Here is a 23467-nt window from a genome sequence, read left to right as displayed (position 1 = left end):
GTTTACAAATATCCTTTGTCCCCGTAAGGCTGGAGTCGATCAAGCCAGGTCTGCTCCAGCTTTGCCAGCGCATCTTTGACATCAAAGAACTCCGAATCCTTTTTCTTCAAAACATCCAGCACTTCAAATTCAAACGAATCTTCGCCGTACTCATTCCATTCCTGTTGTAGCGGTTTATTCTTAAACATACCCATTTGCAACTCAAAACGGCGTCCATTCAGCGATTTTAAATTCGGCGTGGAAGTAATGAAAATTTTTCCATTATGTGTATTGCGAATGCAATAGATTCCTGCCTCTGTCTTCATCTCCATGTATTGCTGAACTAGTTCTTTTCTTCGATCCATTGTCGAATCCTCCTATTTTATAAGCGCCTAGCTTCAAGATTCCTTCAACCAATATTCACTGCCATCCGGTTTGCGATCCAATAGACCATATTCAATCATATATCTTCGCACCGTGACATAATCGTCATATACTTCCTGTAAAATCGCATTGATATCTTTCTCATGATATATTTGTCCCTTCACAAAACGGCTCGCAATTTCACGCAGTACAATCAGCTTGTATTTTTCTTGCATTTTAAAGGTCTTTAGGCGCCCGTCCGTACCATTCGGAAAATACTTCGTGAGTACCTTGAGCCTTTCGTCTTCCGTAATGTTGTAGCGTTCATCCACCATCCGTGCTCGTACGGGTACTTCTACCATGGCGGGAGCGTGACGATCTTTCTCCTTTAACAGTTCCATTAATGTGAGAAATACCTTGGCCTGCCGTTCTTTTTCCTTGAGACCAAAACGATGATTACGTATGGTGGATGCACTGCCGATTCCGGTTTCCTTTTGAATATCCGCATCGCCCATCCCTTGATAAAATAACTGAAGCAACCGATTTTGATGATCCGTCAGTCCAGTCAGCTTTTTATCCAGACCGATCAAATAGTCAAAGACCGATCCGTACGTCCGCTCAATATGAAGACGCATATACCGCTCCGCGTCATAAAATACCCCTTGATCCTGATATATGATGCCTTGCTCGTATCGTTGTCCGTCCAAGAGGCAAACTACCTGCTCTCCTTGGCGAATATATCCACGCTTCAGTTCTTCAATATCAGCATTCCAGAATAGTTCGGAATGATCCATTTAGCAAACACCTCAATTAAATGATGATTATTTTATAGACAATATAACATTTTGTTTATTTTAAATCAACGGATGGGATGAGCGTGAGGACGTTTTTCACTATTCAAATTTATATAATGTATAAAAAAGAAGGCTATTATTTTAAATGTAATTTATGGCAGTTTATAAATATTTATATACTTTTCTTAATTTCGACAATCTTCGCTATATACAAATTTAATACGACATTGTCATTTTACATGCTCGGGAAATGTTCTAACCACTCCAGTCAGCCTGCATATTAGTTCCAGCATCACAGGGATGATAATTGTCCTTATCTAATGGATTGTATACCTATTAATTATAAAATCGGTGCGGTCAAAATAAGAAATATTTAATCATTTCTACTAGTTAATTCTTTATTATGGAGGGCTGAATTTGTTGGTGAATTATTGTAACTATCGCTAAGGAGTGTCATTGCTTCTATCGTAAAATTGCTATTTTTTCAGAGACAGTTTGTAAAGTAAATAATAGAAAAAAAAGGTAAAGGAAACATAAAAGCACAACTCACCAATAAACATTCTAAAGTCTATTTATATATATTCCTCTTTTTTTTATATAAAAAAGGAATTTATTCGACGAAAAAAGACAAAATAACACAAAATAACACAAAAAAAGCGGCTATCTTTATAAAGTGAAATCATTGATAATAATTAGGCTATTCAAAAATTTACATGTAATAAATGGAAGGCTAATCTTAGGACAAAGGAGACGAAAGGCAATATTGCAAAGAATCATGGATAGCAGAATGGGAGTAGTCGATGAAAAAAGGGATTTGTAATTTCATGTTATGTTTTATTATTTTTGTATCTTCCTCATTATTATCGAGTAACACAAGCATTTTTGCCGAGGAGAATCTTGAATTAGGATTAAATAAGATTTCTGTTGGAACCCAACACTTTTTAATTTTAGGTCGCGATCATTCTGTATGGTCAGCGGGTTTGAACGATCGAGGACAAACGGGTCGACCTAATATTGGAGTTATGTCTGACTTGGGTGCTGTACCGTCTGTAACCAATGCTGTGGATATAGCTGTGGGTGAATTTCATAGTTTAGTTTTAACAGCAGACGGAGTCATCTTGCAGTGGCCCGAAGCCAGTAATCTACCTACTAAAATTACATCCTTAACGGATGTTATTGCTATTCAGGCTGGGAGAGATTTCAACGTAGCGCTAACTAAAGATGGCTTTGTTTGGACATGGGGAGTAAATGATAGGGGACAACTTGGTACCGGAGATACAAAGTCAAGAACTGAACCTATTCAAGTGCCGAATCTAAAGGATGTAGTTGAAATAGCGGTTAAGGGCGACACAACTGTTGTTTTAAAAAAGGATGGTACTGTATGGGGTTGGGGGAGTAACCCTTTTTATCGAATCGGTGAGGGTGACAGCGATGTTCCGACACAACTTAAAATTCCTGTCAAAGTGAAACACATCTATATTGGGGCTTCTTATGCAGCTGTCATAGATGACCAGTCAAATGTTTGGACATGGGGAGCTAACTCAGTTGGTCAGTTAGGGGACGGGACTAAGGTTAGTAAATCCGTACCTACAAAAATTGATACATTAAAGTCTGTTAAACAACTTGCATTGGGAAATTCTTTTGGTTTGGCATTAAAAGAAAATGGGACAGTTGTTGCATGGGGTGGAAGTATTTATGGAATTGTACCAAAGCAAATTGAAAGTTTGTCTGGTATTAGTTCGATAGCTGCTGGAGGATCAACAAGTATGGCAGTAAGTAATTCGTCACACATATACACGTGGGGAAGATTAATGGGTTCAAAAGGTGGAACAGCAACTGTACCTGTAGAAGTTACCATTGACGACTTGCCAAAGCAGGTAAAACCTTTGGAGGCACCTAAGAGTTTACAGATCAAAATGCTAAGCAACACTTCAGCAAAACTATCTTGGAGTTCTCCTTTAACAGGCAACGAGAATTCAACTGGTTATAACATCTACCAAAATAATGTTCTTGTAGGAACCACAACCGAAACCAACTATGTTATTAATGCTTTAAATTCTAAAATCGAATACACGTTTATGGTTCGTGCACGGGATAGTGCAGGCAATGAATCTGATTCCAGCAACTTAGTTAAGAAAAAGGCTTCTAAGCAGTACACATATGTTTACAATACAACTGGTCGCCTGATCAGTATTATATATGAGTCCGGTAAGAAAATAGTATACACATATGATAAAAATGGCAATTTGACTAAAACAACAATTGTTAACCCATAAGATATACGCATTGAGTGAAAATTGAGGATAAGATTTATAAACCGATTGGGACACCAATAGCCAGTGGATTCATCACAAGCACTGAGAACCTATGCTAGTGATGAAGTTAAAACAAGTGCCGTTCCATATAACAACCCATTTTAAGTGTGCGAAAATACGACTATTTCTGCTTGCTGCACAGATAATTACGGAAACCTAATCGTTGTAACAAAGCACAGCTTAACGGAAGATTGGATCGTATACCAGCTATTAATGATTTGCCCAAGGATATAACAAGCCTTCTAACCTAAGAAATTAACAGGCTTCAGACCTACGCCGAACAGTATTATTCTAACTAGGGGAGCATCTACTGATGATGTTGGAGTCTTTAACTATGGTGTTTATCGTAATGGTCAGGTAGTTTTCCAATATCAATATGACTCTAACGGTAACTTGATACAGCTTATAAAAGTGAATAAATGATAGGTATGTAACTCAATTTTAAGTCTGGAATGGAGAGAAGAACTTGCAATTTAGAACAATAAGGCGTCATATAGCAAAGATCATGATTATCATATTTATTTTCAGTACAATTAGCGGCATTGTTCCTCCAAATGTGTTCGGTGCAGGAAATGACAGTTCGCAATATTCGACGGACCAATTGGCTGCCCGATTTGGAGTCACATCATCTTTTCTTTCGGAACAATTAAGAAAAGGGTATTCATTAAATCAAATTTATACAGCGTTATATATGGCTGAGCAGGATCATATAAGCTATGAGCAGGCAGTAGCTTCGTTATTTCCCTCAGAGGAAAACCAGTCACAGACTGTAACAAGTGACGTATATAATAAGCTATCGGATGCTCCATTAGATAACCTGATTTCTCATAGTGTTACAGATGATGTTTATCCGACAGATGACCCTGATCTTGCGAACACAGTCACCGATGATGTATATAAAAATAAAATGGACTTTCTGAAACAAAGTCTCATGGCAAATGTACCGCAGCTTCCACCTATTAGAGAAGAAGCGCCAATTTACAATAAATCTTCTTTTAATGAAGCTCCTTATTCTGTTGGCGATGATAAAGAATCGATATCCACTTTATCAGGCAGTCTATCGCTGCAAAACACAGATTTAACTCTGCCTGGACGAAACGGACTAGGCTTTTCTTTGACGCGTCAATATGATACAAATCGTGCTCAATTTTTTGACAAAGGCGCTGAAATTGTTGACAACAGTACTGCTGTGCAAAATTATTATGTGTACTTTAAGGCAATGATGAAACCTGTTACCAAGTCGTATAAGGTAGCCTATCAGCAAAAAAGATGGGTGCAAGAGGACACAGACGGTGATGGAAATGTTGATGTTAATACCTATAATCTTCAGCCGGAAACAAAAGTTATAGGCACATACACAACTTATGAAGCTGCTAGTCAAGCGGCGGGACAAAAAATAACCTATACTACACCTTCGGAATCCAGAACAGAAACAGATTATAGAAGAAGTAAATCCAGAAATGATTTTGTTAGTTCCATAAAATATGATCATCATGGATTTAAAGGGACTCTTTCTCAAAGTGGTTCACCTTATGTTATTTCTGGGAGCGAATCTCAGCCTGTTTCTATGGGTGCAGTTGATTCGTGTAGTTTTTTTGGTATGGGATCTTACAACTCACAAGGGTACTATTCTGGTAGTAGTATTACAAATTGTGGTAATTCAATGTCTTACTCTTCTGCTAATGGATTTAGTGGGACACTTTATGCCTACAATACTTATTATTCTTCGACTTGTCCAAGTTATGATAGTTCTAGAGCAAATTCTATATGCTATGTATCAGGAACTAAATATTACAAAGGATCTGTTTCAAAACCAGGGTATGATACCCGAGAATGGAGGCAAGATTATAGCGGAACCGTTACTAAGCCTGGTTATACCAGCGATATTGGTTATAGCGAGTGGACTAGCAACGGAAAAGGTGGAAGGACAAGAACAGCCTTTACCATGGAAGGATCGCCGCAAATTGAAACAATTGTTTCAGAGGGTCTCGAAACGGCTGTTCGCCGACAGACAGCACTGTTCACAACCATTGCTGAGGCTGAGCATTACAGGGATTTAATCAACAGTAATCCTCAGGCTGAAATTCCGGGTGACGATGGGAATAAATATTATATTGCAGCAGATGCGGATGCTACGGTCTTTGCTGAGATTGTAGCCTATCAACCTTCATTTATTTTTCAAAACCGTACCTATCCTGCCTTGGAAGATCAATTGAGCCCTCTTGGCAAGGGGTGGTCCTGGAATTTACCTTATGTAGAAACCAAAGAGGGCAAGCAGTACATACACTTGGGGGATGGTGGCAGCTATGAAATTGAGGGCGACCAACTCAAAGGTTACGACTGGAAGGGACTGAGTTTCACTCCGGATACTTCAGTAACAGTTAATGGAGAAAATTCAGCCTATGTATTAGCTTCTGTTGATGGAATGAAAAAACAATATTTCTCCAAAGACGGGCAGTTGCTGCAAATTGAAGATGCATATCATAACACGATAAAGTTCAATTATGAACTCAATGCTACTTATAAACGCAAATTGCTTAGTAAGGTAGAAGATGCAATCGGCAACTCGATTGATATTCAATATACGGCTACAGACGTTACTTTGTCTAAAGGAAACCGCACAGTTGTCTATCATAAACATACAGAACAAGGTGTTGAATTACTGGATTCCGTGACAGATGCTGCAGGCAGAAAAACGACATATTCCTATACATTAGCACCGGCCAAGTTTAATTTGAGTGCGTCACATCCAGAAAGACAAATCTCTAATCCGTATGCTTTGTTAACCAAAGTCTTTCATCCTACAGGAGCCTCTACTTTGTATACTTACGAAGACCAGCCAGTAAAACGCTATATTGGCTCCAATTCGGTAAACGAGGCATATAGAGCGGTCTCACGCGTAGATCAAATCACATATCAAAATAATCGAACGGAAAACTATAATCAGGAAACGATTCATTATAATTCTGATATGGCTGAGAGCTATGTGAAAGATTCTTCGTTCTCTACTGTAACAGACAATGGATTAGTTCGTTCGACCTTCAATTATACTAAAAAGTTTATTAGTGCAGAAACGCCACCACAGTATTACCTGGATCAATCTGTGGTTAAAGCAGGAGACTCTGAAAAGAGTACAGCTTATCAATACAACAAGCAGGTGACAGGCAAAGCTTATACGGTACCTGTTCCAACCCGCACTTCGTCCAGCAATAATCAAAATGGAGACGTTTTGACAACGGCTGTTGAGTATGATGATTACGGTAATATGACAAGCTCAGTGGATGAAAAAGGTTCACAAACGGAGTATACCTATGACGACAAGCATAGGATTAAAACAATTACAGAACCGATTGATTCCAAAAGCACTGGAGTTACAGAGTACACTCGAAACCCACAAGGGAAAGTAACACAGGTTGTCGTCTCAAAGGATCATTCCGGGGGAGAATTACTACAAAAAGTAAATTACGCAGTTTACGATGCTTATGGAAATACAAAGATTCAGACGATTGCAAATGGTAACAAGTCCGTGACCACAACAACGGATTACAGCCCAGCCTACGATTATGCTTTTCCTACGCGACAAACTGTAGGGGTTACAAATATTGATGGAGAAAAATCTATTGTAACCATTCAGTCAGAGTATGATAAGTCAACTGGTTTAATCACTTCCTCGTTGGATGGGAAAGGTCAGAAAACTGGGTATCAATACGATGCTCTTGATCGCGTAAAGGCTGTAACCTATCCGGACGGTAAAAGTATCCGTGTTGCCTACGATGATCTTGAGAACACCGTAACGGTTACGAATGAGCTGGGGATACGAACAAAAACACGTTACAATGCTTTGGGTTGGAATATCGAGTCAGGGCTGTATGAAGGTAACGATTACGTGATTAAGTCCAAATCAGCTTATGACGCTAATGGCAGATTAGTATCCAGTGAAGATGCGCTTGGGCACCTGACACGTTATGGCTATGACGCTTGGAGCCGTACAACGTCAACAGCCTACGCGGACGGATCACAAGCAGTAGTCGAGTATAATGATGCTCTTCGTCAAGTAACTCAACGAGATGGCGAGCTTAATGAACAAATTCAAATCTACGATAAATGGAATCGTCTGGTGCAAAACAAAGAAAAATCAGCAATGGACGGTATTGAGAAAACAACTTCCAAGATAGAGTATGATGCTGTAAGCGATCAGATTTTAAAACAAACCGATGCCAATGGTAATGAGACTCAATTTTCATATAATGCTTTGGGTGACCAAACATCTGTGACGGAGCCAAACGGTGAAACGACAAACTACACATACGACATGCTGGGTAATCTCACTCAGATCACGTATCCGGATAGTCATGTCAAGGTGAAGGCGTATGATGAACTGGGTAGAGTAATTCAAACTAAAGATGAGGAAAACCAGGTTGAGAAGCGTTATTTTGATACCAACGGGAACTTATCCAAAAAAACAGACCGCAACGGGAATGTCACTTCTTTTGAATACGATAGCCGTAATCGATTGAAGTCGCGTGTAGGAAAAGATGAAACGGTCAGCTATGTATACGATGCTGCGGGCAAACGCTTAAGTATGACAGATCAGACGGGTACAACATCCTATGCGTATGATCCGTATACGGAGCAACTGAACACCTTGTCTTACCCGGATGGTCTAAAGCTCTCTAATCAGTACGATGCTAATGGGAATCGGACCGAAATGACAGGACCATTTGGCGAGCAAGTAAACTATACGTATGATCAATTGAACAGATTGAAGACCGTAGGCAACACAAAAGATAAGCCTGTTTCGGAATATTCGTACACCAAAAATGGATTGCTGGATTCAACAGTATCTGCAAATGGTTATCGCCAGCAAAACAAATATAACGGGATTGAATTAGTTGAATTAAAACATACACAATCCGATGCGGAAATCAATAGCTTTCAATATAGCTACGATCCTGTTAAGAATATTACAAAACGTACTCATAATGGTGTAGAGGATTCATTTACGTATGATAAGCTGAATCGGATTGCTACCTCCACCGAAAATCAGGATGCTTATTCGTATGATGCCAGAGGGAATCGTCTCACGATGGAAACGGAGAGACCTCCTCATACGAAGCCACGTGAGAACAGCTTTGACGATCAGAACCGATTGACTCAAGTCAAGGTTGACGGAAAACTTGTTGAGTACCGATACAACGGGGATGGATTACTCACAGACCGTATACAGGATGGTGTTCATACCCGATACTACTACGATGGAAACAGTGCACAAATCATAGCAGAAGCTACGATTGAAAATGGAAAGCCTGTTTTAAAAGCTAATTATATTCGAGGTCTGAAATTAGACGCTATAACCTATGCGGATCAATCGGAAGCCTATCCAGTCTATAATGGTCACGGAGATATTACTGAAATCAGAGATTCATCTGGAGCCTTGCTGAATCAATATCAGTATGATGTATGGGGCAATGAAGAGGTCAAGGAAGAAAAAGTCCATAATCCATTCCGTTACTCTGGCGAACTGTGGGATGATACAACGGAATTACAATACCTGCGAGCCAGATGGTATGATCCTGATAGTGGAAGATTTATCAATGAGGATACGTATGTGGGGGATTTCAATAGCCCTCTGAGCTTGAACTTGTATACGTATGTGTTAAATAACCCACTTAAATATGGCGATCCAACCGGCCATCTTCCACAGTTTGGGAGCGATCGTTATGGTGTTTATGCACATAGATCGTTAGGCTTTATATTTAAATTTGTTAATTATGTAACAGGAAAAGAACTAGCGTATACTGAGGAAACTATTAGGTTAGCCAATGGAAAGTTAGGTTATGCGGATTATATTTTAAAAACAGGCACCGACACTTATGAGGTCTACGAATTGAAGCCAGTATCTTGGAGTAAGGAAAAGAGTTTAGAATTGAATAAAAAGGGTAGAAAACAATTGCAAAAGTATATTGATGGAATTAATACAAATGGTTTCAGAGGAGTAGAGAGTCAAGCATATGTAGGTAGTAAATGGAATCCAAATGGGCTTTCTATCCCAAGTCCATATAATGCAAAAAAGGAAATCGCCTACTATACTTATCCAAATGATCAGGGGATGATATATTATGGTGAAAGAAATCGTAGGGACAAAAATTTGGATGAACGAGTTCCAGTTACAAGAACGGTTTGGGATAAAATCAAAGAATTTTTTTCTGCTGAATATTACCCTGATGGAGTCCCATTGCCTAATGGTATGCCGGGGCCAAGTGGTAACTCATCCAATGGAGGAGGATTTCTTCCTGTTCCAAGAATGCGCGTACCAGTTATCTTATAAGGAGGATGTTGCGTGAAAATATCAAATATTATTAAACAAACCATAGGGAAGAAACTGAAAAATTTGAATTTTGAATATGAGCATTTAAATAATACATGGATTTTCACTAGGATAGTCAATGGATTCAAGGAAACGATTCAAATTGATAAAAGTAATTGGTCAGAGAATGCGATTCGAATAATGTTTATGACCGAGGCAGTATGGGTTTATAGTTTTTATTTTATTGATGGGACTAAAATGGAAAAATTTCATTATTATGAGGATGAACAGTCTTTAAGAGAAATTTTTATAAACTTAGGAAAGATTATTGATCAATATGCTCTAAAATGGTTTGAAGAGAATGTTCCTAAAGGTACGCTTCCTCCCGCTAATTTTTTAGATGAAGAATGGTTGGAGAAGCTACAAACATTTGTAGAGATAAATAACCTTAACTTTAAAGACGAGAATTCATTAAAAACCATTGAAATTTTGCTAAGTGCGGAACCGACAGAGGATACACTTCTATTAGCAAGCTATTTCTTAGGAGAATTGTTTATTCACACGTTAGATGGAGAATGGGACTATGACCAAAATTATGGTCCATATATTAAGAACGTAGGGGGAATCAATAATTTTAATAGAAAACCCTATAAAATTATTAATAATTTCACTAGTAACCCTCAATATGAATCTATCGTGAGGTCGTACCAGGCAATTGCTGGAACGGTAAAAAGTCTTCAAGGCAAATAGAATATAATATAATAAGGTTATATTGGGAGCAAGATGCATGTGTTGATCTAAGATAATTCTTTGACAGTGAGTTTGAGAAAGAACCACTCAGATTATTTTTCTGTATGGTTCTTTCTCCCTTATATAGTTTAAGGAGAATTGGACTACTAGACCGACTGATATAGGTTTGCAAGAGAACTAAGAACTAAAAGAAGGAGAATAATAATTTAAAGGGACAACATAATCCTGATACATTATTTGGAATATATGGGATTAATTTATTTAAAATCGCCTGACAAGAAGGGAGTTTGATCTTCGAATCTAATTTGAGTGGGAAGAACGGTAAACAAGCATTTGGGTATTATATAAAGAACAGAGAGCCGTATGCATATTAACGGCTCTCTTCGTCGTCTTCTGGCAAGTATTCGATCAGCTCATCAGGAAGTACGCAAGGGTTCTACAAAGTGTATTTCAGCGTTGGATAGTCAATTCGGACATTTGCATTGAAAGGCAGCTTTTAGAAAACCTAATTGAAACAGTTTCTCATAACAAGAGAAGTGCCATTTTACTAATTTGTATCATCCTCTACATACTCTATAACATCTTGAACATGGCAATCTAGAGCTTTACAGATTTTATCCAGCGTATCAAATTTCACACCGTCTGTTTCTTCGTTGTAAAGTTTGGTGATTCCGTTTCTATGTAATCCAGTCATGCGGGAAAGCTTGGCAATATTTATCCGTTTTTCACCCATAATACGGGAAAGATGAATCTTTATCATATTTTCCTCCAGCTTAATGCATTCTATAGTGTTAAAAAGAAACATCAAAGTATTGACAATAAACACTGTTGGATGTATTCTGAAAACAACAAAAGTAACACTGTAATGTGCATTTAGTTTGTTGAAATGTTATTTGTGAACGTCATAGTAATATGCTTATCGTATCAAAAGGTTTTGCAATTAGCAATTAATTATCGTTCAACAGCCTAGTTTGAAAAACTACCTGTAAAAGAAAGCTTATTGGCAAATAATAAACTTTGAACAAAGGAATGGAGCGAGGATGTATGACAGAATCGGTAATAGAATTGGAGCGGGTATCCATGGTACAGGGGCCGTATGATTACCCTCATATGTATGAGATATTTGAAGGAGTTCTTTATGACTGTCAATATTTCTTTTACCTCGAAAATGGCATACTGAGTTTGCGCCATGTGAAGAAGGTGGAGCAGTCATATCATACGCATCTTTACCTGGATGGAGAGAGCGGAGGCTTGCAACTGGCAGAGGGTGTACAAGGGGAAGTTATGCAAGTTGTCACGGAGATTATCGAACGCTTACGCGCGAAGGATGGACTGACATTTTTATTCGATGAACTGCTGTGGTTATATGGAAGGGGCCCCATTGAATTAAACCTCTTAAAAAAGGATGAAATGACTCCAGGCAGCAGGCAACTTGCTACAAAAAAATGATCCTAATGTTTTACATTATTGAATTTTCCAAATATGAAAAAAGGCTTATGATTTTAGCGAATGAATTAATTGATGACTAATAAATATAAGTGGGTCGTGAGTTAAGCTAATTAAGTCCTGCACAACAGCACTAACAGTAAAACTAAATCCCCAATCAGCTCCGAATAATATGTTTTGCTGCTGCTCTAATGCAGGTGGCTGAGATTCTTCCAAGCCATATTGCTCTGCTATTCTTTCTTTCGTTTTTTGATCTATGACAAGTTCATCCTGTGCAAAGGTGAAGCACATAGGAATGCTTAGCTGTACTAAAAAAAGTAATACTACTGCTCCGATAATTATTTTTTTGCTCTGCATGGATAGCTCCTGTGATCTCAGATTTTGGTTTATATTTTTTTTGTTATTCTGACTAAATTATGCCTTTACAGGTTTTTGTGACCAGATTATAATGGTAAATAACAGAAACGATTTACATACACTGGTTTATCGGGGTATAGCGCAGCTAGGTAGCGCGCGCCCTTGGGGTGGGCGAGGTCGTGGGTTCGAATCCCGCTACTCCGATTATAATCCAAATGTCCTGCTGGTGCAGATAATGCGCCTGTCGGGCATTTTTTTGTATATTACATACTCTATCGGTCTTTGTCTCTACTTGGTTTTGACGAGATAGTCGTATACAACAAATGTATGTACTTGTGAAGTATTGAGGGGAGATAGGATGAAGCCACTTCTGCACGGGATTCGGAAGCAAAAGTGGCAAATCAACAATCTCTCAATGCTGCCATTTATGATTTTTTTATTTGTCTATAAAGATTCCTGAAGGGCCTTAGAAGAAGTGCTGTAATCAGCATAACGGGGAAGCACAATAGTGTAGTATATGCCTACCATAACGGTACAGACCCCAACTAATAAAAACAAGAGCTCAATTGAAATAAATGAAGGAAAGCTTACAGCAATGAAACCTAATGTAAGAGACTGGGACAGCATCATTAACGGATTAATCAAACCTTGCACACGTCCCATCATTTGAGGATCTACAATACGAGGCAGCCATCCTCCTATACCAATGTTAATGAACGGAAGGATCAGTGCAATGACAAAATTGATAATCATAAAAGCATAGAGGTGGTTAACAAAACCAAGTATGCACATGCCTATTCCAGCTACCAGAACTCCGGCTGCAATCATTTGGTGTAGCTTTAGCTTGGCGGAGATGAGCGAAGCGATTAGTGTACCAAGCAACACACCAGCTCCAAAAATAATACCTGTCCAAACCATATACTGCTCATAGTTGCCTGGAGCTAGCTTATATTTAAGGATAAACATCGGTAAAACGCTAAAACCACCATTTAAAATACCGAACATAAAAAAGCCTGAAACCAACCAAAGCAATAGTCTGTTGCGTAATATGTAAAGAAACCCTTGTTTAAAATCAATCATGACAAGTTTGAATTTTAATTGTTTGAATTGATGTGCACCGTTCGGAAGGCGTACTTCCTTGGGAATTTTGCAGGAACGAATGAGCAGTGCAGACACAATAAAAGAAATAGCATCAATGAGGATGGCTCCAGTAATTCCAAAGTGCCAGTAAACGACGGCCCCCAGAGTTCCTCCAAATAACATGAAAAGACTCCCCATCATTTGATTGAGGCCTGCGGCAATGGTGTAATCATCTTCGCTTAATATCCCCTGTATAATGGCACTTTCGGCTGGAAAGAAAAACTTGGAGGCAGCACTACGGATGAAGAGGAGGGCAAATACCAAAGGAATCGAATCGATCCAAATAAAAACAAGCAAGCATAAGGATAAAAAGGCGCTAATCCAGTCACAATTAACAGCAATTTTTTGTCTGTCCATCCGATCTGCCAGCACTCCAACCACGAGAAATACTACCAGCATCGGGAGCGAATACATTAACTCGGCAAGTGTTGCATAGTAAGGCTGATTTGTAAACCGTTTCAACAAATAAAACATGAATGCAGTAACTCCGATAATTCCTCCCATTTGTGAGGCGAAGGTTGCCAGAAAAAATCTGACATAATTCTTGTTTCTGAGTATTTGTTTTAGTCCAGTCACAGTTCCATCCCTTTCGCTTTCAAAGCGGTTTTTAGATGCCTAAGTAAAATAATAGTGAAAAGTAGGAAAATTGTACAGAAAAGTGACTTTAATGTCACTTTAAGTTTGAATTTGCATCGTATCGGCAACTTAAATAACCAGCCATCGGTTGATATCCGACAGCTGGTTATTTAAGTTGCCATGTGCTTGATTTCTGAATCACAAAAGGGTGTCAATCTCCAATCTTAATTAAGCTAAATCCTCGCCATTTATAGCGATTACTTTTATATACCAGTCACAGATTTAAGTTCGTGATTAGGATATCCGTTTATATCACATCCTAGATCTTTAAATGATAAAGACTACAGAATTACAGAATAGCCCGATTCATCTCATTTACGCATGGATATGTTGAGAAAAAGGAAATGCTCATAGCTAGAAAACTTTATACAATGAAAGAGAAATAAGCACTGTGAAATTCGACTTTTGATCATGGATTTCATATAATGTGAACATAATGTGAATTGCTTAAATTAGAGATTTAACAAAACGACAAAATGAAAATGATTTCCGTCCAGCTATGAATTTCAAAATTTGACGGAGGGAACGAGATGACAATGGAAGAGAGCAGCAGACAGGTACCTTGGCAGACGTATTACGGACCTAATCTAGGTTATGTGCAGGACCAGTATGAAAAGTATGTAGCGGACCCCGGAACGGTTGATCCGGCTTACCGCGAGCTGTTTGATCAATGGGGCGAGCCGCCACAATCCGAATATTCGGCTGCTTCCATGATAGACAACAAATTACAAGGCCCCCCCGTAAATGCTTTGGGGCACCTTGATTCGAACACATTGCAGAAAGCGGTTACAGCGGGCAAAATGGTGTGGAATATCCGTGAATACGGACATTTGGCCGCCCAAATCGATCCACTGGGACTGGATGCAGAGCAGGATACACGTCTGCTTGATCCAGCATCTTACGGTTTAACTGAACAAGACCTAAAGGCTTTTCCAGCCTCTTTAATATGGGATAACGCTCCAGCGGGAACACTGAACGGGTGGGAAGCCATTCAACGGCTACGTGTAGCATACACAGGACCGATTGCCTATGAATTTAGTCATATTCATAACGAGGAGGAACGCCGCTGGCTGAACAGCTATGCAGAATCCGGCTGGTCCTCCAAGCCACTTACAACACAGGAACGCAAGTCGTTGCTGGGCAGATTGGTAGAAGTAGAACAGTTCGAAGAGTTCTTGCATAAAACATTCGTCGGGCAGAAGCGTTTTTCCATTGAGGGTAATGATGTGCTTGTCCCTGTACTCGACGAGGTTATTCGTCTAACCACAAATGCAGGAGCAAGTCATGTCCTGATGGGGATGGCGCATCGTGGTCGTCTGAATGTATTGGCACATGTGCTGGGCAAGCCTTATAGCAAAATTTTCTCTGAATTTCATCATTCCCCGAATAAGGATCTGATTCCGTCGGAAGGTTCCACTGGAATTAACTACGGCTGGACTGGGGATGTAAAATATCATCTGGGTGCGGATCGTTTTGTAAAAGATGGGGAAGCCGTCCAGGCCCGTCTGACATTGGCGAACAACCCAAGTCACCTGGAATATGTGAATCCGGTGGTGCAGGGATTTTCGCGTGCGGCACAGGAAGATCGCAGTGAGGCTGGTTATCCGAAGCTGGACGTTAGCAAGGCAGCTACCATTATTATGCACGGTGATGCGGCGTTCCCGGGTGAAGGTATCGTAGCCGAATCACTCAATTTCACCAATTTGCGCGGCTTCCGTAATGGTGGCACAGTGCACATCATTGTGAACAATCGTCTGGGCTTTACGACAGAGAGTGTTGATTCACGTTCGACCCGTTATGCCAGCGATCTGGCCAAGGGCTACGAAATTCCAATTGTACACGTGAATGCGGATAATCCTGAGGCTTGTATTGCAGCGGCTCGTATGGCTGGTGAGTACCGTAATCGCTTCAAGAAGGATTTTCTGATTGATCTGATTGGTTACCGTCGTTATGGTCACAATGAATCCGATGATCCGGAAACAACTCAACCGCTGGTGTATCGCAAGGTAAAGAATCATCCAACGGTGAGCAAATTATATGCTCAAAAGCTGATGAAGCAGGGCATAGTGGATGAAGCATTTAGTGCTGGCCTCATTGAGAAGGTCCAAAACCGACTGAAGGAAGCACATGAGCATGTGAAGAATCAACCGGAGGAGGAGCCTGAATTTACTGCTGTGAAGGCGAAAAAGAATCAGAGCACACCGGTCCGTACTGCGGTTGAAATGAAAAAACTGCGTCAAATTAATGAAAATTTACTCAAATGGCCACAGGCTTTTCATGTATATCCGAAGCTGGAACGAATTTTACAGCGTAGAAAAACCGCTCTGAACGAGGGTGAAAAGGTAGATTGGAGCTTGGCGGAGACACTCGCTTTAGCTACCATTCTAGCAGACGGCAAGCCTATTCGTATGACAGGTCAGGATGCAGAGCGAGCTACTTTTGCTCACCGTAACCTTGTGCTGCATGAGCCTGAAACCGGGCGTACCCATTGCCCGCTGCATACATTGCCGGAAGCACGTGCTTCGTTCAGTATTCATAACAGTCCATTGTCTGAGGCATCAGTCCTCGGCTTCGAGTATGGCTATAACGTGTTTTCTCCTGAGACGTTGGTCATTTGGGAAGCGCAATTCGGTGATTTTGCCAACTGTGCGCAGGTTATTTTCGACCAATTCATTTCCGCTGGCCGTGCCAAATGGAGACAGAAGTCCAGTCTGGTGATGCTGTTACCGCATGGTAGTGAAGGACAAGGACCTGAGCATACGAGTGCACGTCTGGAGCGTTTCCTCCAGTTGTCTGCACAAAATAACTGGACTGTCGCCAATTTGAGCAGCGCCTCACAGTATTTCCATCTGCTGCGCCGTCAGGCTGCATTAAGCGAAAGTGAGGAAGCTCGTCCGCTTGTGATGATGTCGCCGAAGAGCCTGATTCGCAACAATCGTGTCGCTTCGCCTGCTTCTGAATTCAGTGAGGGAACATTCCGTCCTGTGTTGGAGCAATCTGGTCTGGGATCACGTCCGGATCGGGTAGAGCGCATTGTACTGTGCAGTGGCAAGATTGCCATTGATCTGGAGGAAGCGTTGGAGAAGGATAAAAACGGGAATGAAGCAGAGGAGCGTTTGCACATTATTCGTGTGGAGCAGCTATATCCTTTCCCGGCAGAGGAAATTCGGAATATTTTTAGTCGCTTCCCACGTGTTAAGGAGTTCGTATGGGCTCAGGAAGAACCTAAAAATATGGGGGCCTGGAGTTATATGGAGCCTCGTCTGCGGGAGGTTGTGCCACAGGGAGCGGAAATTCGCTACGCAGGCAGACCGGACCGTTCCAGCCCGGCGAGCGGTTATCAGCAAGTACACAGCCTAGAACAACAGCGAATTATTCAATCGGCGTTGAAGCAGGATTCCAAAAACAATATTACACTGGGGAGGTAGCGGCTGTGAGTGATATTATAGTGCCAGCAATGGGAGAATCCATCACGGAAGGAACAATCTCCAAATGGCTTGTAAAGGAAGGAGATTCCGTAGGACAGGGAGATGTTCTACTGGAGCTGGAAACGGATAAGGTCAATCTGGAAATTAGCGCCGAAGAAGCAGGTGTAGTCCAGAAAATCCTTCGTCAAGAGGGGGATACTGTGGTTATCGGTGAAGCTGTTGGCTTGATCGGAAACGACAGTGGTGCGGAAGCAACTGGTGCCGGAGAAGCCGCAGCGACTCAAGCGCCTGAAGCGCCGTCCGTAGCAACTTCACAGACTTCCGTAGAAAGCGGCGGTAAAGCAGTAGAAAAGTCTGCGCCGCCCATCCCCTCCAATAGTGACGGGAATGGTCAGACGGCATCACCATCCGCCCGGAAGCTGGCGCGTGAGCGCGGGATTGACCTTGAGCAGGTACAAGGAAAGGACCCGCTTGGACGTGTGTTTCAGGAGGACGTAAAAACGCATAACAGCGCTGAAGTATCACGTACAGCATCTGTACCTGCGTCTCCCGCTGCTGGCAAGTCTGTGTCACCGTCTCCAGCTCAAACAGAGTACAGCAAGCCTGTGGAACGGCAGCGGATGTCCCGTCGGAGAGCGACGATTGCCAAGCGTCTTGTTGAAGCACAGCAAACAGCCGCCATGCTTACGACTTTTAATGAAGTGGATATGACCGCTATTCTTGATGTGCGCAAACGCCGTAAAGATAAGTTTAAGGAGAAACATGATGTAGGGCTGGGTTTTATGTCCTTCTTTACGAAGGCAGTGGTTGGCGCGCTCAAGCGCTTCCCTACTGTGAATGCAGAAATCAATGGCGATGATATCGTACTGAAAAAATACTATGATATCGGGATTGCTGTATCTGCCAAGGAAGGTTTGGTCGTTCCTGTTGTTAGGGATGCTGATCGGCTTGGTTTTGCTGAAATTGAGAAGAGCATTGCCGATTTGGCTAGCAAAGCTCGTTCCAATTCACTTTCTCTGGGAGACTTGCAAGGAGGAACCTTTACCATAACCAATGGAGGTATTTTCGGTTCCCTGCTGTCTACGCCAATTCTGAATACGCCGCAAGTGGGTATTTTGGGAATGCATAAAATCCAACTTCGCCCGATTGCCATCGACGAGGAACGTATGGAAAATCGTCCGATGATGTATATCGCGTTGTCCTATGACCACCGTATTATTGATGGTAGCGAGGCGGTCCGTTTCCTGGTAACGGTCAAAGAATTGCTGGAAGATCCCGAATCATTGTTGCTGGAAGGATAAAATATATCATTCGAGTGCATCTCCCTTGTACGTGCATGACAAAAGCAGACTCTTGCGGGTCTGCTTTTTTTCCTGCATAGTTATAACATAAGGCTATAGACAATTGCAGACATTCAGATACAGAGAAGGGCGGGAACTGTTTTGGACAAAGACTTGCGCTACCCGATTGGACCGTTCGTGGTTCCAGATACCATTACAGAAGAACAGTTGACCACATGGATCGACGACATTGCTGAATTGCCTGGACAATTGCGTCAGGCGGTCGAAGGACTGAATGAGCAGCAGTTAAATACGCCTTATCGTGAAGGAGGATGGACGATTCGGCAGGTTGTTCATCATTTGGCAGACAGCCATATGAACAGCTATATCCGTTTTAAGCTAGCGCTGACAGAAGATACACCGACAATCAAACCCTATGATGAGGGGCGTTGGGCTGAAATACCAGACGCTAGAGAGCTTCCACTGGAACCTTCGTTGCAATTGCTGGAAGGACTTCATGAACGGTGGGTGACCATGTTGCGTTCATTGGGGGAAGATCAGCTACACCGAACATTTATTCATCCTGAATCGGGCCAGACGATCCGTCTGGAACGAAACATTGGCATCTATGCCTGGCATGGCAAGCATCACACAGCTCATATTACTTCGCTGAAAGAACGAAATGCATGGTAATTAACTCCAAAATGATGCCCTGATGAAAAATAAAGGAATACAAAAGAAGCCTTTAAAGCCACTTTTATCATGCTTTAAAGGCTTCTTTTGCTAATTTCTCACTAGGAAGATGACTTGGGCGAAGCTGATAAAGCGGATGCTTCGGAGGCTCCAGACCCAACGGAAACAGAGGTTGCCCCTGTGTTAATATGACGGTCGAGCCAGTCCACGATGTCACTCATTACCTCGTCGCGATTTGTTTCATGCAACATCTCATGGCGACCGTCAGGATAAAGGCGATACTCCAAGTCTTGAAGCTCCAGGCTTCGATACATATCCACTAGCGACAACACACCTTTTCCGAACAAGCCCACCGGATCACGATCCCCGGCAAAAATATAAACGGGCAGTTTGGGATTAATGTTTTTCAACGAGGAGGGCCAGTGAATTTCTTGCAAAAGCCTGAAAAAATCGAGGAAAAAGCCTGTCGTGCAAATAGCTCCACATAGTGGGTCGTGCACGAACTGATCTACTTCCTCAGGATCACGGGACAGCCAGTCGAACGCTGTGCGCACAGGACGAAAAGCACGGTTAAAGCCGCCAAAGACCATAGCGTTGAGCAGCATGCTACGATGATCCATTCCTTGCAGTTTGGCTTGCAGCAGAGCAACCTGTTCTCCGAGTTTCAGCAGACTACGTCGTCCGTTGGTTCCCGATAAAATAAACCCGTGATACGCCTGCTGATCATCATACATAATTTTCTGGGTTAAAAAGGAGCCCATGCTGTGACCCAGTAAAAAACGAGACTGATCAGGGAATTCCTTGGCCGCAATTTCGCCTAGCTCCAGCATGCCTTTTGCCATTCGGTTGAATGCATTGGCTCCCGGCATACCGAGCTTATCAGGATCACCAGCTGTGCGCCCGTGGCCGATATGATCGTTGGCATACACGCCGTAACCAGAAGCGGTAAGCTTTTCGGCCAGCCGAATGTAGCGGTATGACGTCTCACACATGCCATGCGAAACTTGAACGATTCCCTTGATGGGAATGTTCGGCTCGGGCAGCCATCGATAAGCAAATAGCTCTGTTCCGTCATCTTCAGCGATGGTGAAGGTGTATTCCCGCATGATTAGACATCACATCCTTTAAGCTTTAAGGAAGATAAGATCTAAGTACGGTCATTCCGTCATTTAGCGTGTAACCGCCCAAATTAGCAGGGAGCAGGAAGCAATCTCCAGCTTTACAGGAAAGAGACTCCGTATTATTGTCCCATGTTATGGTCCCACTGCCTTCGCAAATTACAAGAATAGTGAAGCTGTCTTCCGTTGTAGAAAGTGCCCAACTTCCATCTACGATACCCTTTTCCACAACAAAATACTCACAGGATGCCAGTTGGAGCCATTCTCCAAGCTGCAGGCCGTCCGTTTTCATCGTTGTTGCGCCTGCACCTTCGTAGGAAGTTACATTAAGGGAGTCCTCGATGTGCAACTCACGAGGTTTGCCGTCCAGACCGGGGCGATTATAGTCATATAAACGATAGGTTGTATCCGAATTTTGCTGAATTTCAGCAACCACTACACCCGCACACAGTGCATGCACGGTTCCAGCGGGGATGAAGAATGTATCGCCAGCTTCAACTGGAACTTGGCGCAAACTGCCCATGATATCTCCGCTTTCAAGAGCTGTACGCAGACTTTCACGAGTTACACCTTCGGTCAGACCATAAATGATTTTGGCATCAGGCTTGGCATCAAGCACGTACCACATTTCGGTTTTTCCTAATTCTCCAGCTGGAAGTCCGGCGTAATCATCCGTCGGATGCACCTGAACAGATAAATCATCATTGCAATCCAGCAGCTTGATCAAAAGTGGAAAACGTCCGCCTTTTTTCGATACGCCCTTTGCCCCAAGCCAATCCTGTCCGTAAGTCTGGCGGATTTCATCCAGCCCTTTTCCAGCCAGCTCGCCATTGATGACCGTTGTTGTTCCGTTCGGATGATCGGCAATCATCCATCCTTCACCAATATGTCCTTCTGGTGGGGTTAGACCAAATTGTTCTAAGGCCCGTCCTCCCCAAACTCTCTCTTTGAACTCAGGTTGGAATTGCAGCGGGTATGGCTTTAGCATGATTTCTCTCCTCCATAATGAGTAATGAGTACGATCTAACAGAATCAGGCAATTAAAACGTGCCGCTGGGCAATAAACCGGAAGAATAGACCCATATGGCGCTATAAAATATATGTAAGGCGGCTAAAAAGCCGCTCATTACCTAAATATGCGAGAATATGCGAGTTTAACAACTCGACATTATTTCTTTTCAACCGCCACTACGTAAGGTGAAGCGTCTCGTTGTAGTTGACGGTAAATAATGCTTTGACCGCTGGAGACTGGGAGGGTAGAAGCCCAATGAAGAACAGCTTCCGCTTCTTCCCTGCCTCCAGCATGCCCTGGATATAATACGGCAGTCAAAATACCACGCGGTCGCAGCAATTGCAAGGCAGCTTCAAGTGCGACGAGCGTGCTGTCTGTATGCGTGATGACCGTAGGATCGGCGCCTTCGGACGGTAAGTAGCCAAGGTTAAACATGACCGCAGCCACTTTACCATGCAGCAGGTCTGGGACGACCTCCCGCATGTGCTCATGGCCTTGCAGCAATAGTGATACTTCCGCTAATGAAGGGGAGGTGTCTTCTTCCAGTCGACGACGAGCGTAATCCAAAGCTGCTTGCTGGATATCGAAGCCATAGACGCGGCCCCGTTTGCCAGCAGCTTTAGCCAGAAACAACGTATCTGCTCCTGTGCCGACGGTGGCGTCTACGGCAGTATCGCCTGGCTGCACCCGCGCAGCTACTAATTGATGAGCATAGCTCAGAACAGACAGGAATCCCATTTAAGACTTCCTCCAGTATTTTCCCTGCCACGTTTCACGTGATTTCAGTTCATTATCAATGCCGTTGAGCACTTCCCATTTTTTAAGCGACCACATGGGGCCCATCAGTAAATCGCGTGGTGCATCTCCAGTCAACCGATGAACGATCATTTCAGGGGGTAAAAACTCCAACGTATCTACAATAAGCTTAATGTACTCGTCCTTTTCCAGAAAGCGTAACAGTCCTGCTTCGTACTGCTTGACCATTGGCGTTTTACGCATGAGATGCAGCAGATGGATTTTGATGCCCTGCACATCCATAGCGGCTACTGCACGTCCTGTATCGAGCATCATTTCATGCGTCTCCTGCGGTAGGCCATAAATGATGTGGGCGCACACACGGATATTCCGCTTGCGCAGTTTTTCCACTGCATCCAGATAGCACTGAGTATCATGAGCACGATTAATCAGCTCGGAGGTCGATTCATGAACGGTTTGCAGACCCATTTCGACCCACAGATACGTGCGTTCGTTCAGCTCGGCTAGATAATCGACTACATCATCAGGCAGGCAATCGGGACGTGTAGCGATGGACAAACCGACAACACCGGGCTGCTCCAAAATAACCTCGAAATATTCTCGCAGTTCCTCAACCGGGGCATACGTATTGGTGTAGGCTTGAAAATAGCCAATATATTTAGCGTTGGGCCATTTTAAATGCTGACGATCCCGAATCGTATTGAACTGGGTGACCAAATCATCACGGCGACGTCCGGCAAAATCACCTGATCCGCGTGCACTACAAAAGGTACAGCCCCCTTTGGCAATGGAACCATCGCGGTTTGGGCAAGTAAAACCCGCATCCAGCATGACTTTAAACACTTTATTTTGAAATTGCTCGCGCATTTCGTAATTCCATGTATGGAACCGTTTATCTCCCCAGAGGAGAGGAGCAGGCAACAAATCTGTTTTCATGGGAGGACTCCTTTTTTTACGATCACCCTATTGTAACAAAATTCAATCTTAAATGGGAATCACTTGCCCGAGAAAGTCATTAAAAAGTGCTGATTTTATAGCTTTGCGGATTGAAAAAGGTTACACAATATGTTATATTGTAAGCGGTACCAGACAT

Annotated in this window: 16 protein-coding genes and 1 tRNA gene; 8 read left to right on the top strand and 9 right to left on the bottom strand. The window is 42.4% G+C overall.

The features are described 5' to 3' along the window. Positions 1-2 precede the first annotated feature (2 nt). Complete coding sequence (locus tag KSP24_RS19890) at positions 3-344, bottom strand: GIY-YIG nuclease family protein (RefSeq protein WP_216976332.1); 342 nt, start codon at positions 342-344, stop codon at positions 3-5. Between the two features lie 33 nt (positions 345-377). Then, entirely contained in the window at positions 378-1136 is a 759-nt protein-coding gene (locus tag KSP24_RS19885; protein ID WP_216976330.1) for a DUF2087 domain-containing protein, read from the bottom strand. A gap of 800 nt (positions 1137-1936) precedes the next feature. On the opposite strand from KSP24_RS19885, the gene KSP24_RS19880 reads away from it, so the two are divergent. The 3 genes from KSP24_RS19880 (at position 1937) to KSP24_RS19870 (ending at position 10508) form a co-directional block, all read left to right on the top strand. Beyond that, the gene (locus KSP24_RS19880) at positions 1937-3412 is read left to right on the top strand and encodes a fibronectin type III domain-containing protein (RefSeq protein ID WP_216976327.1); all 1476 of its coding nucleotides are present in this window, start codon (positions 1937-1939) and stop codon (positions 3410-3412) included. 544 nt (positions 3413-3956) lie between these two features. Beyond that, a complete protein-coding gene (locus tag KSP24_RS19875; protein WP_330706026.1) occupies positions 3957-9779 on the top strand; it encodes an RHS repeat-associated core domain-containing protein in 5823 nt (1940 codons plus the stop codon). A 12-nt stretch (positions 9780-9791) separates the two neighbouring features. Next, positions 9792-10508, top strand: coding sequence for a hypothetical protein (locus tag KSP24_RS19870; protein WP_137078133.1), 717 nt, complete (start codon positions 9792-9794; stop codon positions 10506-10508). Between the two features lie 547 nt (positions 10509-11055). Here KSP24_RS19870 and KSP24_RS19865 read toward each other — a convergent pair. Then, positions 11056-11268, bottom strand: coding sequence for a helix-turn-helix domain-containing protein (locus KSP24_RS19865; RefSeq protein ID WP_216976326.1), 213 nt, complete (start codon positions 11266-11268; stop codon positions 11056-11058). 284 nt (positions 11269-11552) lie between these two features. On the opposite strand from KSP24_RS19865, the gene KSP24_RS19860 reads away from it, so the two are divergent. Beyond that, positions 11553-11957: a hypothetical protein gene (locus tag KSP24_RS19860; RefSeq protein WP_137078134.1), complete on the top strand. Its 405-nt coding sequence runs from the start codon at positions 11553-11555 to the stop codon at positions 11955-11957. Positions 11958-12002: 45 nt separating this feature from the next. On the opposite strand, the gene KSP24_RS19855 is transcribed toward KSP24_RS19860, so the two are convergent. Then, the gene (locus KSP24_RS19855; RefSeq protein WP_216976324.1) at positions 12003-12311 is read right to left on the bottom strand and encodes a hypothetical protein; all 309 of its coding nucleotides are present in this window, start codon (positions 12309-12311) and stop codon (positions 12003-12005) included. Positions 12312-12441: 130 nt separating this feature from the next. Here KSP24_RS19855 and KSP24_RS19850 point away from each other — a divergent pair. Continuing rightward, a tRNA-Pro gene (locus tag KSP24_RS19850) sits at positions 12442-12515 on the top strand. A 240-nt stretch (positions 12516-12755) separates the two neighbouring features. On the opposite strand, the gene KSP24_RS19845 is transcribed toward KSP24_RS19850, so the two are convergent. Next, on the bottom strand, positions 12756-14027 hold the full coding sequence (locus tag KSP24_RS19845) for an MFS transporter (protein WP_040101805.1): 1272 nt from the start codon (positions 14025-14027) through the stop codon (positions 12756-12758). A 590-nt stretch (positions 14028-14617) separates the two neighbouring features. Here KSP24_RS19845 and KSP24_RS19840 point away from each other — a divergent pair. The 3 genes from KSP24_RS19840 to KSP24_RS19830 all read left to right on the top strand — a co-directional run bounded on the left by KSP24_RS19840 (position 14618) and on the right by KSP24_RS19830 (position 19488). Beyond that, positions 14618-17515, top strand: coding sequence for a 2-oxoglutarate dehydrogenase E1 component (locus KSP24_RS19840; RefSeq protein ID WP_013370059.1), 2898 nt, complete (start codon positions 14618-14620; stop codon positions 17513-17515). 5 nt (positions 17516-17520) lie between these two features. Continuing rightward, a complete protein-coding gene (odhB, locus tag KSP24_RS19835; RefSeq protein WP_013370060.1) occupies positions 17521-18816 on the top strand; it encodes a 2-oxoglutarate dehydrogenase complex dihydrolipoyllysine-residue succinyltransferase in 1296 nt (431 codons plus the stop codon). Between the two features lie 141 nt (positions 18817-18957). Continuing rightward, positions 18958-19488 (top strand): YfiT family bacillithiol transferase, encoded by a 531-nt coding sequence (locus KSP24_RS19830; RefSeq protein WP_013370061.1) that lies wholly within the window; start codon positions 18958-18960, stop codon positions 19486-19488. Between the two features lie 101 nt (positions 19489-19589). On the opposite strand, the gene KSP24_RS19825 is transcribed toward KSP24_RS19830, so the two are convergent. The 4 genes from KSP24_RS19825 to mnmL form a co-directional block, all read right to left on the bottom strand. Then, a complete protein-coding gene (locus tag KSP24_RS19825) occupies positions 19590-20594 on the bottom strand; it encodes an alpha/beta fold hydrolase (RefSeq protein ID WP_013370062.1) in 1005 nt (334 codons plus the stop codon). 25 nt (positions 20595-20619) lie between these two features. Further along, positions 20620-21594 (bottom strand): type I phosphomannose isomerase catalytic subunit, encoded by a 975-nt coding sequence (locus KSP24_RS19820; protein WP_216976322.1) that lies wholly within the window; start codon positions 21592-21594, stop codon positions 20620-20622. Positions 21595-21774: 180 nt separating this feature from the next. Beyond that, entirely contained in the window at positions 21775-22356 is a 582-nt protein-coding gene (mnmM, locus tag KSP24_RS19815; RefSeq protein WP_013370064.1) for a tRNA 5-(aminomethyl)-2-thiouridylate-methyltransferase MnmM, read from the bottom strand. Then, positions 22357-23310, bottom strand: a complete 954-nt coding sequence (gene mnmL / locus KSP24_RS19810; RefSeq protein ID WP_013370065.1) for a tRNA modification radical SAM protein MnmL/YtqA — start codon at positions 23308-23310, stop codon at positions 22357-22359. It lies immediately after the preceding gene. Between the last annotated feature and the right edge of the window lie 157 nt (positions 23311-23467).

Source organism: Paenibacillus sp. AK121 (assembly GCF_019042715.1).
Lineage (GTDB): Bacteria > Bacillota > Bacilli > Paenibacillales > Paenibacillaceae > Paenibacillus > Paenibacillus polymyxa_C.
The sequence above is the reverse complement of the archived record's forward strand: the minus strand, read 5'-3'. Positions and strand labels throughout refer to the sequence as shown.